Source organism: Rahnella victoriana (assembly GCF_021276285.1).
Lineage (GTDB): Bacteria > Pseudomonadota > Gammaproteobacteria > Enterobacterales > Enterobacteriaceae > Rahnella > Rahnella victoriana.
In genome coordinates this window covers 455,971-471,347 of record NZ_CP089920.1, presented here as the reverse complement: position 1 = coordinate 471,347, position 15,377 = coordinate 455,971, and the positions used below count along the sequence as shown (strand labels likewise).

Sequence of the window (15,377 nt, the reverse complement as noted above, 5' to 3'; positions counted from 1 at the left end):
TCATTATTTAATTGTTATATATTTTTTTCGTCAAAACATCACTATAACCACCTGACTCATCAACCCACTCCCTTTTATCGATAACCTCCTCACCCATTAAATCTAATTTGTAATAAAGCCAGTCACTGCAATTAATCTCATTACTTAAATTTTCATATGCCACAACCACTTCCAGATAAGATTTTTCTTCGGTTGTTCTGTATAAACCAATCATGGTTAGCCCCAAACCCTGGATTGCAGTTGGTTTAAGAAAAACGGGTTTTACGTACAAAGGAAGTACTATTTTATAATGTTGCGCCTGGGAAATAGAAGAAGTGTAACTACAACGCCAAAAGTGGTCTCTTTTATATTCTAACGAGTAAGAAACGCTCTTCGGATAAGGGTGTATATGTTGCTGACTCAAAATACTATTATTTTCCACAAAAACTCTCCACTTGCAAATTTAGTTACACCATAGCAACAAAATAGCGATGGAAGTACTTATGATAAACGACCACTTAAAGTAAAGATAAATCACTTTTCTATACTTGAATGCGAATTTAATGGGGTTTTTATCTAAATTATTTGAATTGTGTTCCTCATGAAAAGAATAGACCCTATCTGTCATTTGGTTGACTAACGACAACATAATAAGATTCAAAAATAAAATAGCCCCAATAGTTAAAAATATCTTCCCTAAAATATCATGCCCATCAGAAGTAAATACACTAGATATTTTCAACGCTAAAATAGTTAATGGGAAACCCATTACAAACCTAAAAATCAAATTATTTAACAATGGCTTAAACGCCAATATGCAATTTCTAATCTTAGACATATTAATCACCCTCCAATTATAACACTAGGCAAACCTGATAATATTGTACCAGCTAAGGATACCGTAGCAACATCAACCTTATTTCTTAAAGGCCCAATCTTAATTTCCGCATCACCTTTAAGACCTAATAGTAAGGCAATTTCTCCTGAAGCTCTTCCTTCAAAAATCAAATCATCAAAATCAAATATTATAGTGCTGCCTCCCCCCGCCCCTATACTACCTGCCAACCCACCAAGAGTTCCTTTCGCAGCAAAATATTTTGTTTCTACTCCCCCCTCGATTTCACCATGTGCGACGGAAGCCTCTGCACTGGCCACAAAACTGTACCCATACTTTTGGTGAGCAGGGTCAGTAATAATTTGGCCACTTGCTTTCGCATCAGCGTATCCTACCGAACCCTCAACTTTTACATTGCTATAATCTCCAGATCCTTCTTTACCACTACTTATCCCTGCATTTCCTGATATACCTGTGGCTCTTCCTTTAGCCGATACACTATATACTTCGTCCTCATCAATGTAATTTGTAGTCCCTTCTGCTTTTGCTACAGATGTTCCCCACGTTGTATCGATTCCATCTTTAGTAATACCCCAATGATTTTTTATCTGAAACTCCATGAGAACAAGCCCCGCGCGGATTTGATCAAAGGAACCATCAGAATCTTCGTCGGATTGTGTTGAATATGCGCTCAGTATTCGCAAGGACAGGTTATCGGGTAAACTGTTTTTAATACTGCCGTCTTTATTAGCTTTTTTAGCTGGAGTCAGATAATGGTATTGAGGTGGTTTTCGACCTTTTGTCGGTGGTAGTGCTTTTATATTACAGCTTGTTTTATCCCCCATTCGAGCCGCAGGCACACCATTAATTGTTACACTTTGAGAACCTTTAGTGATAATTCCAGGCCCATGAAGATGACAAATAAAAGCATCCCCTTCTCTGGCAGCAGGGAATCCCCCAATAGTTACGTCGTGACTTCCTGTTTTTAGCGGCCCGGTATGTGCCGCCATATCTATAGTTTGTCTAGCCGCGGGTTTACCCATTAAAATAAATATCCTTTTATAAAAAAATTCCAATTCCCAATCCATAAAATACTTTTTATGGATTGATTTTTACTATTGCACCTGTCAAAACATGTTCGATGCTACCATCGGAAGTGAGAGTTTTCGTCTCTACTGCGTAATCTGTATCAGCAATATTTTTTATAGAGATACCTTTCAATACAATGTTGCCATCCTTGGTAAGGGTGATACTTGCTTTGCCGCAAATGAGCTCAATTTTTTCTCCTGCGGTTTCAATAATATTTTTACAGGCATTGACAGTCATACTCTATCTCCAGCGGGCTCAGGTCTCCCGCCTGCATCCGCGCTATCCGCCCAGCCATGTCGTAGTCAAAGGCTAACGTCAGGCCCCGGAACGCCCGCGACAGCGGCCGGTCGCTGCGTGTGTCCCGCTGATGCGTCACCGCGTCGTCAAACTCAAACTCCACCCGCGCGTCATCGTTCTGCGCCCGTATCATCCGCCCCTGACGGTCATACCCGTAATGCGTGACGGCAAGCAGGGCCGGCTGCGTCCCGCCGCCCTGCCACACCTCCTGACGTATCAGCTCGTCGCGCAGGGAATAGTGCCAGCGGACAATCCGGTCGTCCGCATGCCGTGCCCCCGTGCGCCGCCCCGCGGCGTCGTACTCATACTGCACGCTGCGCCCGGTGAAATCCGTCTCGCGGATAACCTGCCCCGCGGCGTCCCGCTCAAGGCTATAGGTTTCACCGCCCGCACGGGTGACCTGTTTCAGCCGCGTGAGGGAGTCATACTGAAAGCCCAGCGTCTGTCCGTCCGGACGGGTCAGCCCCAGCAGCAGGTCACACGCCCCGTACACATAACGGGTGGTTTTGCCCCCGCCGTCCGTCGTCGTCGCCCGCCGCTTTTCGCCGTCGTAGCTGACTTCCTGCCTCACGCCGTCCGGCAGCTCGATGGCCGTCACGCTGCCCGCCGCACTGGCGTGCGCCTCAGAATGGGTGTACCGCGTCAGATGGCCCAGCGGGTCGGTGACGCTCTGCACGCGGCCAAACGGGTCCTGCTCCAGCCGCGTCGTGGCCCCGTCAGGGGAGATAAGCGTGGTCAGCTGATGCCGGGCGTTGTAACCATAGCGCCACGTTGCGCCGTCAGGCTGGTGCTCACTCACGCACTGCCCGCTGGCGTCATATTCACTGCGGTGCACCCGCCCCTGCGGGTCGGTCCGGCTCAGCAGCCGGCCCTGTTCATTCCATACAAACTGCCAGCGTTTGCCGCCGGGCTGCGTGAGGGCGATAACCTGACCGGCGTCGTTGTAGTCATAGCGCACCGTATCCCCCGCCGCCCCGGTGACCTCCGTCACCTGGCCAAACCCGTTGTAGCGGTAGCGGGTTTCGCGTCCGAGCGGGTCGGTCTCGCGCACCCTGTTGCCGTGGTCCCACAGGGTCTGCGTCACGCGCCCCAGCGCGTCGGTCGCCCGGGAATTGAATAATAAATAAACCGAGAAGATAAATATCTTACTCGGCTATGTTATTTATTCAGAATAAGAATCTAATTGATAAGATATAAATTCAGAAGCAAAAAATAGATCTGACATCCTGAAGTCGTTCTCATCTTCCATCTCTTCAGAATAAGGTGAGAAATCAATGTAATGAATGTTATTTATATTCATATATGCTATGCCACCAGATAAAACAACATTTGAGCAGTTAACCTTTTGTTTAACGGTGAACTCCGTTAGATTATCTAGCTGAAACTCAATATTTATCCATTCACCATTGTTCAATTTCATTGCTGAAATAGTGACTGATACGCTATTGAAAGATTGAAATTCAATCTTCCTAATAAGGCCATCATATCCGCTCGTAATTTCTTTTAGTAAATTATTGATCATAAATTTTCTCACTGACCTATTGGCGTCTGCGGATCTATTCCTGGAGGAAGAGTATCCCATCCAGGTGGAACAGTTGAATGAGGATTATGCGGTTTCCCTGCACCATGTCCGGATCCGGGATTTCCTGGTATTGGAAATTCATGATAATGGCCAGATTCTATTCCATGATTTTTGAAATCAACATGACCAATTACATTCCCATTTGAATCGTATATTGCATTTTGAACTGCTCTACCTGTTTTAGGATCGATGTGTGTATAAATTGAGTCTGGTGTAGCTCCCTTGGTCCAAGGTTTATCCGATCCTGAGTAATGACCACCACTTCCCGAAGTTTTACACAACCCCAGCGGATCAACCCAACTCAACGGATTATGCACATACCCGTACGGATTAATTCCCCCCGCCAGCCCTATCGGGTCCGGGCTCAGGTATTGCCCCGCCCCGTTATCATAGTAACGGAAACGGTTGTAGTGCAACCCTGATTCTTCATCAGCGTACTGCCCCGCAAAGCGCAGGTTGCAACTCAGCTTGTCCGCGTCGTTTGCCGCCACCGGCCACTCCGTCACCTCACCCCAGGTGCTCAGACGGCCCGCCCACGCCACTTTGCCCTGCGCCGTCAGCAGCTCGCGCGGCGTCCCCATGTGGTCGCTCACCACGTAGTGAAGCTGACCCTTTTGATACCGCGCCGCCGGCGTCAGCGACCCCGGGGCGTACAGCCACTGGATGCCTTCGTCATACGCCACCGTACCGTCCGCGTACACCGGCGTTTCCGCTATCATCTGGTCCCCGCTCCACCGGTATTCCGTCCCGGCGGGACGCGTGTCAGCCGCGTTTTCAGCACCCACCTTCTGTTTGCGGATGCGGCGGCCGAACGGGTCGTAGCTATAACGCCAGCGCACCCCCGACGGCGTCATCAGCTCACTCAGCCGGTCATGCGCATCCCACCGGTAGCGCCACGTCTGCGGCCGGTAGCCGTCGCGGTAACGGCACTTCTCCGTCAGCCTACCCGCCGCGTCGTACCGGTAGTCATCCTCTCCCCGGCTCACCACCCGACCCTGCGCCTGTCGCTGCTGCACCTGCTCAAACGACGACATCGCTCCGCGCGGCAGGCGGCTCTGCTCGCGGATGTTCAGGTTCGCGTCGTAACGGAACCGCTCCTCCACCGCCATCATGCCGCCGGACGCCGACCGCGTTATCTGGTCGTTACTGTCATAATCAAACTGCGACGTCCCCCAGCGGTCATCACCCAGGCTCAGCAGGTTGTACGCCCCGTCATAGGCCCAGCGCCGGTTCACCGCGCTGCCGCTCATCTGCGCCCCGTCGCCGCCCGGCAGGTGCCGGTACTGCCCGCCGTCGCGCCCCGCCGCCTGCTGCAGTAACATCCCCGTCGCCGAATACCCCTGCGACTGCACAAAACCCGCCACGCTGTGGCGCAGGCGTTCACGACCGCCCGCGTCATACTCTATCTCCAGCGGGCTCAGGTCTCCCGCCTGCATCCGCGCTATCCGCCCGGCCATGTCGTAGTCAAAGGCTAACGTCAGGCCCCGGAACGCCCGCGACAGCGGCCGGTCGCTGCGCGTGTCCCACCTGTGCGTCACCGCCTCGCCGTTCAGCCGCTCACACACCAGACGACCCGCGTCGTCAAACTCAAACTCCACCCGCGCGTCATCGTTCTGCGCCCGTATCATCCGCCCCTGACGGTCATACCCGTAATGCGTGACGGCGAGCAGCGCGGACTGCGTCCCGCCGCCCTGCCACACCTCCTGACGTATCAGCTCGTCGCGCAGGGAATAGTGCCAGCGGACAATCCGGTCGTCCGCATGCCGCGCCCCCGTGCGCCGCCCCGCGGCATCGTACTCATACTGCACGCTGCGGCCGGTAAAATCCGTCTCGCGGATAACCTGCCCCGCGGCGTCCCGCTCAAGCTCATACGTCTCACCGCCCGCGCGTGTGACCTGCTTCAGCCGCGTGAGGGAGTCGTACTGAAAGCCCAGCGTCTGACCGTCCGGACGGGTCAGCCCCAGCAGCAGGTCACACGCCCCGTACACATAACGGGTGGTTTTGCCCCCGCCGTCCGTCGTCGTCGCCCGCCGCTTTTCGCCGTCGTAGCTGACTTCCTGCCTCACGCCGTCCGGCAGCTCGATGGCCGTCACGCTGCCCGCCGCACTGGCGTGCGCCTCAGAATGGGTGTACCGCGTCAGATGGCCCAGCGGGTCGGTGACGCTCTGCACGCGGCCAAACGGGTCCTGCTCCAGCCGCGTCGTGGCCCCGTCAGGGGAGATAAGCGTGGTCAGCTGATGCCGGGCGTTGTAACCATAGCGCCACGTTGCGCCGTCAGGCTGGTGCTCACTCACGCACTGCCCGCTGGCGTCATATTCACTGCGGTGCACCCGCCCCTGCGGGTCGGTCCGGCTCAGCAGCCGGCCCTGTTCATTCCATACAAACTGCCAGCGTTTGCCGCCGGGCTGCGTGAGGGCGATAACCTGACCGGCGTCGTTGTAGTCATAGCGCACCGTATCCCCCGCCGCCCCGGTGACCTCCGTCACCTGGCCAAACCCGTTGTAGCGGTAGCGGGTTTCACGCCCGAGCGGGTCGGTCTCGCGCACCCTGTTGCCGTGGTCCCACAGGGTCTGCGTCACGCGCCCCAGCGCGTCGGTCGCCCGGGTGACGCGCCCCGCCGTATTGTATTCAAACACGGCGCGTCCGCCCTCGCCGTCGAGGTAGGTGGTGGTGCGGCGCAGGTCGTCATAGATAAACCGGTCGCAGAAGTAGCCGCCTTCGCCCCGGGTTTGCGTGACCCGCCCGCGGGTGTCATAGCGGTAGTGCACATCGCTTTTATCGGTGTCGTGCCAGCGGGTCATGTGCCCCTGCGCATCGTATTCGTGCCACAGATGGCTGAACTGGAAGGTGTCACACTCCGCCAGCATCCCCGCCTCATCGTAAACGCAGTGCGCCAGCCACTGCCGCTGCGCCCCTTCGACCCGGTGCAGATGGCGCAGGCGGTTATCCTGATACGTCAGCGTAAGGTCATAGCCGTCGCTGTGCTCAAGACGCACCAGACGCTCATCCCGGTAGTGAAACACAATGCGGTTGCCGGCCGCGTCCTGCACGGCGGAGAGAGGACGCAGGGCCTGCGGCTGCGGCGCAAAGCACAGCGTCTGCCCGCTATGGCGGTCGTGGATATACAGCGTGCCCTGACGGCTGCCGTATAACCGGCAGTGCGCCTGATGCAAATTGAGCGCGTCCACCTTATCCCCGGCCGCGTAATAACTCAGCACCGTGCCCTCATGGTTGGTGAAGTGAATTTCACCGTCATCCAGGCGCAGCGACTGCGACCAGTTATCCCGCCATTTGGCACCAAACAGGCCGCCCCCTTCCGAGCGCGAGCGGTACACGCGGGTCAGCGTCAGCGGCAGCGTGCCCGGCAGGTCAGTCACCGGTAAAATCTGCAGTAAATCCCCGGTGGCGACGTCAACCGGGTCGCCTTCACAGGTGCTGCTCTCCACGGCGTTATCGCCGTCTTTTTTGTCCGAGGTCGACGGGGCCGCATCCTTATCCGCCGCCGTCTTGCCCTCAGCCTTTCGCGTGGTCACCGTGGCGCCGGGCTCCGTCACGACACGGGCGACCTCTTTTTCCGCGCCCTTTACCGCCACCGTGGCCGCCCTTTTCGCCGCAAGCCTGCCAAACAAAGCGGCCGCCCCTCTGGCGAGGCCGACACCGTCGGCTGCCGTCATCGCCAGCTGTATCGCCACGTCGCCGGTATGCTCGGCGGGGGTATTCAGGGTGGCCTTCGCGGCATCGAAATTCACGCCGGCGGCGCTGTCACTGAGATCCTGCGCCGCCTGCATCATCCCTTCCGCCTGCGCCGCGCTTCCCGTGGCCCCCATAATGGCGGCATTTTGCATCATCTGCCCGGCCGCCTGATAAGAGGCGCCCTGCGCCATCAGCCCGCCTAAATCCACGGCGGTATTCCACAGGCTTTTTCCCGCCCCCAGCGCCGCCATCTCCGGATGGTCAATGGCGTCGGGTATGCCGTCTTTACCCTCGCTGAGCCAGTCCGTAAATTCATCCCACACCCCCTGCTCGGCCGGCGTTTCGGGGACGGCGGGGGGATTGGCCTCAGCGGCCGGAATATTCACGGGCTTCGGGGCATGGGTGATTTTGCCTATCGTATTGCCGGTGCCCGTCGTCGCGGGCGTGGCGGGTTCAGCCCCCCCGCCACCGTCGCCGGACTCGTCGATGATTTCTACGCTTCCCTCTGACATAACCGCTCCTTGTTTTATTTACCGTTCATCCAGAATTTATCGCCATGGCGCAATACGGCGCGCTTACCTGCGCGTACCGAATTACTGTGTTCCAGCGGATAACAATTTCCTTCAACCGTGGCGCTGCCGACACCTTTGGCCACACCCGGTTTATCGCCGATTGTTGTAGGGATAAAACTTTGCGTCAGCACCACGACAGGGCAACTGTTCGCTTTTACATTGGGAACTTCCTGTACTGCATTCCCAAGTTTTGCCGTCACCGGATAAGGTACCGGCACTATTGACGGGCCTATCGGGGTTTTGCATACATCAGGAACCAGGCCAACGACAATCCAGTCGCTTTGTTTCCGTGCCATGTAGTTCTCAGCCATGTCATATCGCCTTTACTGCAGGAGAGGTTTTAGGGGTAATCATGGGGTAAATTTTCTCTGGCAGACGCGCAGGTTCCGTTTCGTAGCGGGCCTCAATGACCCGGACAGGAGCTGACGTCGCAATCAGACAGCGCCAGCAGACGGTGACGTCAAGGTGGTCAACATCGATATGCAACGTATCCAGATGCATTCCCTGTGGCAGCAACATGCCATTTTCCATCCGTAGCAGAATGAAGGCGACATGGTCCGGGAGGGTGAAACTCAGCAAACCTTGCGAAGAAAGCCCCTGCAAGGTCACGGAGAGGGGAAGTTTCGGATAGGCGATTTGCTGATCGTCCGGCGCGCAATTCCAGTATCCAAAATCAAAGTCCGCAGGAAGATAGGGATGACGTTTCGCCAGCCATTCTTCATCATAAGAACCCGCCAGGGCGCGACGTGGAAGCCATGTTCTGCCTATACAACCCAATCCGGCTGGCCGAAACTGTGGCCCTGCCATTTCCGCATCACCTGCGATGAGCGCGGCAAAATCGTCTGCACTGATGGGATGTTTTGGGTCGATGATACGAGGGGCTGGATAACGCTCAGGCTGCTTCGCTCTGGCATACCATGGCGTGATAAAACCGATACCCAGCGGGTTATTTTCATCGACAGCATGTGCCAGAGGCGCATACGGAGCCTGCGGATGTTGAGCCCGCTGTTGTTGGGTTAATTTGCTTTTGTCAGGGAGGGAATGAGATGTTTGTTCGTGCACCTCGATCCGGCATTCACCGCCAAACGCGCTCTCCCAACGCAGGGGCAAGGACGTAAAAGGTTGAGGTTCGCTTAACGACCACTTCTGTGTCACAGCATTCTGTTGAAAGAAACATTCGCCGGTGACCAATACTTCTTTCGAGAATACCACCGCGCCGCTGGCATCCTTGATGACGACGCTGACGGGGAGGTCAGTACAGGCTTGCCCTCCGGGAGTCTGTGCCGAAGCATTAATAATAACGTCGCAGGCAGGTTTGAACGGCGCAAGATCACTTTCAAGCAGTACCGATGAAAGATTCAACTGGCCAGAAAATTCATCCTCAAGGCATAAGGGTACCGCATCCTCATCCCTGACTCTGACAACATAAGTGCCTCCATCTGCAGGCAGTAACTGATAGCCAACTTTCATCACAACGGCGTTTTTTTCAACGTCATTGACATCAACCATGGCGTACTGCATTGCAGCAAAGGGAGTAAGATTACGAAATTCCATTTCTGTTTCCCTTCAGTTCAGATCAACATCTTTGCCGGTGATTTGTACCGGCCCGCTGGCCTCAAAGACGAACTCAGTCCCTTTGATCGTCACTTTCCCACTTTTATCCATGGTTATTGAGCTGGCTCCACAGGTCAGCGCTATCGCATCCCCTGCATTCACAGTCAGCGAATTGGTGACATCAACGCTTTTACTCATGCCGACTATCTCCGTCTGGTCAAAAGCCACTGCCGTTAACATTTCTGCGCCCACCGTGATGTCATACATTCCCACTACACCCAGCGTACGAACCCCGCCAACCATCTCGGTGCTGGTTAACGTAACGGATTCAAATTTGTTCTGATTTACGGTATTTTTTTGATTCTGCATCACCGTATTGCTTTGATTCTCAGTGACCGTCGTGGCCTGATTTTTCTTCACAGCAACCGTCTGATCCCCTCCCACTGTTTCCACATGGTTGACCTTGACCGTCGTACTCCGGTTGTTCAGCACCTCGGTACGCATATCTTTCTGCGCATGCATGTACAGCTCTTCCGCGCCGGTCGCGTCTTCGAACCGCAGTTCGTTAAACCCCTGACTTTTATAGGACTTCGATTTGATCGACATCTGGGTTTTCTTACCCGGCAGGCTATTGGGCACGATGTTACTGGCGTGATAGGTACGACCGGTCACTATCGGCTGATCGGGGTCGCCACCCAGAAAATCCACAATGACTTCCTGACCGATGCGGGGAATGGCGATGGCCCCCCATCCCTGTCCGGCCCAGGCCTGGGAGACCCGCACCCAGCAGGAGCTGGTGTCATCCCCTTTGGCCTCGCGGTCCCACGGAAACTGCAAACGCACGCGTCCGTGGTTATCGGTATAGATTTCTTCCCCGGCAGGGCCGACGACTTTGGCTATCTGCGGGCCGTCCATGACCGGTTTATTGCGCGGCGACGGTCGCCAGGTCTGTTTTCCCGGTACAAAATTGAACTGACAGGTGAGCGTGGTGCCCTGTCCCCCTGAAGAAGTCAGCCGGGCCTGCGGCTGCGAACCGGTATGAACAGTGCTTACCGGCTGCCAGCGGGTGTTCAAATCAGGGCGCGGATGCGCCATCAGCGTAAAGCGAACGCCGGGCTGAAGCGCAAATGCGTTGCTCTGCCCCTGCCCCTGCTGGGCATCATTGCGCAGCCCCTCGAGACGGTACTGAGTAAAGTTTTTACCGCTGTTATCCTTGTAACGCCCCGGGTAGTCATAGTGTTCATACGTTTCCTGCTGGTTCTGCAGGTCTTTACCCATCTGGTTAAATCTGGCGTCCCATGCGGGCGTTTTGAAGGTGTAATCCTTGAGTGTCACCGACGCCGTGCGGACGCGGCTGCCGCAGCGGAATGAACTGATGCAGGTGACCGGAGAGGCGGAAGCGTCCGTTGCGTTGTACGGCAATACCGGCCCCGCTCCCAGAGCAGCCACGTCGTCAGCGAATACCAGCGTATGACCGCCTTCATCAAATTCGAAGAAGTAAAAAATCCCTTCTTCCGCCGTGAGTCTCTGAATAAAATTCAAATCCGATTCGGCGAACTGAACACAGAACTCACGCTGCGGATGGGGATTTTTAAAGGCATAGGCGACTTTGCTGATGCCATTCTCTTTCATCAGTATGCTGAGGATGGTCTGAATATCCTGGAGTTGAAAAATTCGCGAATTATGTCGCAACGTGGCCCGCCACAGCGCGGGGCGTATCACCATATCGTACTGGGTCTGACCTTTACCGGTATCGCCCTGCTCAAATGAAGACACAACGCCGCTGATGCAACGTTGCAAAATGCCAGTATCCATCACGGTGAGCTTTGCCGTGGTGTCCAGGACTGCAGCGAAATCCACCGCAGGATCGGTGCTCACCACACTGACCTGCAGACTAAAAGGCGTAGAAAATGATTCCGTCAGCGTAAAATTCGCGACAGCAAAGGTAGCGGGCGGTAAACCGCCTGCAGTCAGGGAGAAATTAAGTCCGGTTAATGAAGAGAGCATATATTACCTTCCTGGCCCGATGGGCATTCCATATATTTAGGTGGGTTTTCTATAAAAAATATGATAATAACTTGTTAAAGAGGTAGCGGTTCACGTTATAATTTTTGCAAATTCAGCATTATTTTCTTTATGCGTCTTCAGCCTAAATAAGGAGTGGCATTCTTGATACTTATAATGCATATAATACCTCCTCAAAATAGACACAAGGACGCATACTAAAATGGCTAATATGATTTATTTAACTGTAAACGGAAAGAAGCAAGGCCTCATATCAGGTGGGTGCGGATCAATTGATTCCATTGGAAATAAAGGCCAGACTGGACATCTTGATCAAATATTCGTTTACAGTTTATCCCACTCAATGACACGAGAGCAGAATGTCAATCACCATCCAATCATGATAAAGAAACCTATAGACAAGGCTTCTCCTTTACTGGCTGTATCTGTTTCAGAAAACGAGATGTTAGAACTTCTCTTTTCATGTTACAGAACTAATCAATCAGGTGCTGAAGAGTTATACTTCACTGTAAAAGTCACTGGCGCAACAATATCTGATCTGGCATCCATGCACCCACACAGTATTACGCATACAGGTTCACAACCAGAGGAAACGATCTCTTTCAAATATCAGAGCATCACCTGGGAACATAAAATTGCCGGGACCAGTGGTTACAGCATCTGGGATGAACGCGTTTACTGATAAATCAACATCCATCGGCGGATATTCGGCTGATGGATGTTAAATTAAATGCCAGCCTGTTAAATAAAGAGTATTCCTTCTGCGCTGCTGCCAGCGAGGTGTCATACAATAAAGAATGTAATGCGTTGCAACCTCAATTTTATCGTACACGCCTGCTATCTTTTTTGTAGTACTTAACATAAGCACGACCGAATGAAAATACGTATAAAAACCAGAAGGCCAGAGGAAATATGGCATAGATGGCTGATTCACCGAGCACAATCACATTTGAGAAAGGGAAGATTCCACTTCTGCCAATATCTATTTGTAACTTTGAACCGCCTGTTAAAAGCAAAAAAGCCACAAGATTCAGAAATACCTTATCTGAATACAGAAAATGACAAAAGACATAGTAAAGCAAAAATACTGTAGATATTGAAAAAACACAGTAAAATAATAACGGAGTTATATCTTCCATAGCACAGCCTCTTTTATTAAATTTAGAGTTCACCGCCTCCGGCATCACAATCACTCAGGTAGTGAATCATCATTATGAAATGAAAAATGTCAATTTTTCTTCCTGAAATATTTACCATAAGCCCTGCCGAAGGTAAACACAGATAAAAACCAAAATGCAAGGGGAAACACTGCATACGTTATGGAGTGACAGTCATGGATAAGATAATCAGTGAAAGGTAAAACCCCGCTCCTTCCGATGTCAATATGCATTTTAGAGGCACCAATCAAAAGAAGATAAGAGAAAACATTTAACAACAGATTTTGTGAGTAAAGTAAATGGCTAAATATTGAGTACAATACAGGAACTGAAAGCAGTGAGACAATGCAATAGAGTACAAAAGATGTCGTGAATATCATATTTAATAAGCCCTGTATTGGCCATAAGCAGTGTTTGCATCTCCTATCAATTCTGTAGTCTTCTCATATATCGTCATTGACTTAAGTCCTTGCTGTTTAAGCCCAATAAGTAAATCTGCATTTACATACCTGTATAACCTTGCCACATCCTCTTCTAATTTGAATCCCAGCAGGGCATTAGCTGACATGCCTATATCCGTAACAGTATAAATAACATCCGAGTTTTTCTTGCTAAGCCCAAATAAGTCACCAACCCCTTCATATACAAAGCGTGTCGGCCCTGTGTAACTTTCCCGATAAAGTACATAGTAACCATTTTCGACAACGTTATTTACACCATGCGCTATCATTAAAGCGCCGAGGGGGGCACCAATTCCGGTGTCGATTAGCATAACGCCACCTACAAATTGAAGGCCACCACTCACAAAACCAATTCCAGCGATGACAAGATCTATCACTTCTCTACGATTCATCACTCCGTCTGAGTTCTGAAGCTTTACTATGATCGCCTGCCTCGCATTTTTACGACTTATCTCTTCATCCTGTCTTTTCAAAGAGGTTATTTCATTGTCGATAGATTGTATCGCCTCATCGACAGTTATTTCACTTGCATTTAACCTGCTGGTTAAATTCATATCGAATCTGACTATTTCCTGAGAAAAATAGTCTTTGGCTGCACTCAACGGCATGAATTTATTGCCTATTTGTGTAGCTAGCGTAAAAAGTTCATTTTCTTTATTAAATAACCCCTGAATCTTATTACTGTCAGATTCTCCATACAGACAGTGGCGATTTTCATCAAAAGGGTCGTAAGAGTTTCCAGGCATAGCGATAAGTCCTTTTTATGTTCTTAATATGCAGACCCTGACTGCATCGTTAACTGATAATACTGGTTCAAAAATGAATTTAGTTGTTCATCGATCTGTCTGAGCAGTACCGGTGAAGGTTGTTGATTTTGCCCAACCACAACATTGAGTTGGCGCAACAACTCTTCTAACGGCGTCTGGCGGGTCAACTCTGTCTGCATATCGTATATGGCTGTTTTTAGATATGAAATAGAAACACCACCCCGTATTTTTTCCTGCTGAAGCAGTTTATCGGAGAGTGCCTGTAGCTGCCCCTGCAACATGAAGTAACTGTGGGTAGTACTACCTGTTGCCTGCGTCTGTAATGACTTTTCCCAGCGAGAACTTTCAGCAATCTGGCGAGGGTCAGCAGGCCAAAGTTGGCGAGCCATCAAAACTGAAAGATGTGCATTACGCAGATTTTCCAAAGGAGGAAGAGCCGCCAGTTGTTTCATCTGTTCGTCATAAGTCGTAATGTCGGGTCGGGCTAACCATAATAAAACACTTCCTGCGGGTTTATCTTGCAAGGCAATCAGTTGCTGTTGTATTGGTCTGAAATAGAAAAAATATGCAGCGGCCATAATCAGCAGACACAGACTGATACCACTTATAAATCCCCGGATTGCTGATGACTGTTTTACCGGCAACGCTGTTGGTGCGAACCTTACTTCAATTTTTGGCTCAGAGGATTCATCTTCCTGATAAGTGTGGGAAGAGTTCGTTATGTGAGGCTCTGTCTCCGGTTCAGGAATTGATAAATACACCATCGGGGGCATTTTTACATTGGCAGGTGAGGGAGATTTGGCTGTCTTGCCAGAAGAATCCAGCCTTTTCACGGTGTTCTGCATCAGATACAACAAATTTTCAATTCGCGGAACCCGCTTCAATTCCACCTGTTGTAGTTTGTCAGCAAGTAATTGCAATGCGCGCTCTGCGCGGTACACCATACGCAAATCATCATTGCCCAATTCATACTGCCGCAACAGGCCTCCTACTCGCGCGTTATACCATTCAAGAATTTCACAACGGGCCTGAGGTGTTTCAGGCCATAGATGCTCCCATTGGCTCACCACAATGCCAGCCAGGAGTTCAGTTCCTTCCGTGAAACCGGTTAATCCGTTGAGTTGCGTACGGGCAAAGGTGTAATAAACCGCCGTTTGAAGATCCACACCGTTATTACGGAATAAGGTAAGCGCCAGTGATTCGATCAGTCGCCAGTTTATCTCCGGGCGCGACGGACGATTGACCTTATTAATTTCATCCCGGATGGCATTAAACTCAGGCAGGGCGCGTGGGTCGCCCCCTGTTTTGATAAAGGTATTTTGGGAAATATCACTCATAACATCTCATCCATAAGACAACCCTGACC

Annotated in this window: 13 protein-coding genes; 1 reads left to right on the top strand and 12 read right to left on the bottom strand. The window is 51.6% G+C overall.

All coding sequences use genetic code 11. The features are described from left to right. Positions 1-7 precede the first annotated feature (7 nt). The 9 genes from J9880_RS23465 to tssI form a co-directional block, all read right to left on the bottom strand. Entirely contained in the window at positions 8-421 is a 414-nt protein-coding gene (locus J9880_RS23465) for a hypothetical protein (protein WP_232770552.1), read from the bottom strand. A 401-nt stretch (positions 422-822) separates the two neighbouring features. Continuing rightward, entirely contained in the window at positions 823-1,902 is a 1,080-nt protein-coding gene (locus J9880_RS23460) for a PAAR domain-containing protein (protein WP_232770551.1), read from the bottom strand. Positions 1,903-1,912: 10 nt separating this feature from the next. Beyond that, complete coding sequence (locus J9880_RS23455) at positions 1,913-2,140, bottom strand: hypothetical protein (RefSeq protein WP_232770550.1); 228 nt, start codon at positions 2,138-2,140, stop codon at positions 1,913-1,915. Continuing rightward, positions 2,121-3,284 carry an RHS repeat domain-containing protein gene (locus J9880_RS23450; RefSeq protein ID WP_232770549.1) on the bottom strand — a complete coding sequence of 388 codons (1,164 nt, stop codon included), beginning with the start codon at positions 3,282-3,284 and terminating at the stop codon, positions 2,121-2,123. Before J9880_RS23450 ends, J9880_RS23455 begins: the two co-directional genes overlap by 20 nt. 78 nt (positions 3,285-3,362) lie before the next feature. Next, positions 3,363-3,722 carry a hypothetical protein gene (locus J9880_RS23445; protein ID WP_232770548.1) on the bottom strand — a complete coding sequence of 120 codons (360 nt, stop codon included), beginning with the start codon at positions 3,720-3,722 and terminating at the stop codon, positions 3,363-3,365. A gap of 8 nt (positions 3,723-3,730) precedes the next feature. Beyond that, entirely contained in the window at positions 3,731-7,987 is a 4,257-nt protein-coding gene (locus tag J9880_RS23440; RefSeq protein WP_232770547.1) for an RHS repeat-associated core domain-containing protein, read from the bottom strand. 14 nt (positions 7,988-8,001) lie between these two features. Next, positions 8,002-8,358, bottom strand: a complete 357-nt coding sequence (locus tag J9880_RS23435; RefSeq protein ID WP_232770546.1) for a DUF4150 domain-containing protein — start codon at positions 8,356-8,358, stop codon at positions 8,002-8,004. A 1-nt stretch (position 8,359) separates the two neighbouring features. Further along, on the bottom strand, positions 8,360-9,601 hold the full coding sequence (locus J9880_RS23430) for a DUF2169 family type VI secretion system accessory protein (protein WP_232770545.1): 1,242 nt from the start codon (positions 9,599-9,601) through the stop codon (positions 8,360-8,362). A gap of 12 nt (positions 9,602-9,613) precedes the next feature. Next, positions 9,614-11,608, bottom strand: coding sequence for a type VI secretion system Vgr family protein (gene tssI / locus J9880_RS23425; RefSeq protein ID WP_232770544.1), 1,995 nt, complete (start codon positions 11,606-11,608; stop codon positions 9,614-9,616). Positions 11,609-11,828: 220 nt separating this feature from the next. On the opposite strand from tssI, the gene J9880_RS23420 reads away from it, so the two are divergent. Continuing rightward, the gene (locus tag J9880_RS23420) at positions 11,829-12,308 is read left to right on the top strand and encodes an Hcp family type VI secretion system effector (RefSeq protein ID WP_133822453.1); all 480 of its coding nucleotides are present in this window, start codon (positions 11,829-11,831) and stop codon (positions 12,306-12,308) included. A gap of 139 nt (positions 12,309-12,447) precedes the next feature. Here the strand turns inward: J9880_RS23420 and J9880_RS23415 are convergent, their stop codons facing one another. From J9880_RS23415 to J9880_RS23405, 3 genes are all read right to left on the bottom strand, one after another. Continuing rightward, positions 12,448-12,765, bottom strand: a complete 318-nt coding sequence (locus J9880_RS23415; RefSeq protein WP_133822452.1) for a hypothetical protein — start codon at positions 12,763-12,765, stop codon at positions 12,448-12,450. A gap of 400 nt (positions 12,766-13,165) precedes the next feature. After that, complete coding sequence (locus J9880_RS23410) at positions 13,166-13,990, bottom strand: DUF4225 domain-containing protein (protein ID WP_232770543.1); 825 nt, start codon at positions 13,988-13,990, stop codon at positions 13,166-13,168. A gap of 23 nt (positions 13,991-14,013) precedes the next feature. Continuing rightward, entirely contained in the window at positions 14,014-15,348 is a 1,335-nt protein-coding gene (locus J9880_RS23405) for a VasL domain-containing protein (RefSeq protein WP_232770542.1), read from the bottom strand. Positions 15,349-15,377 lie beyond the last annotated feature (29 nt).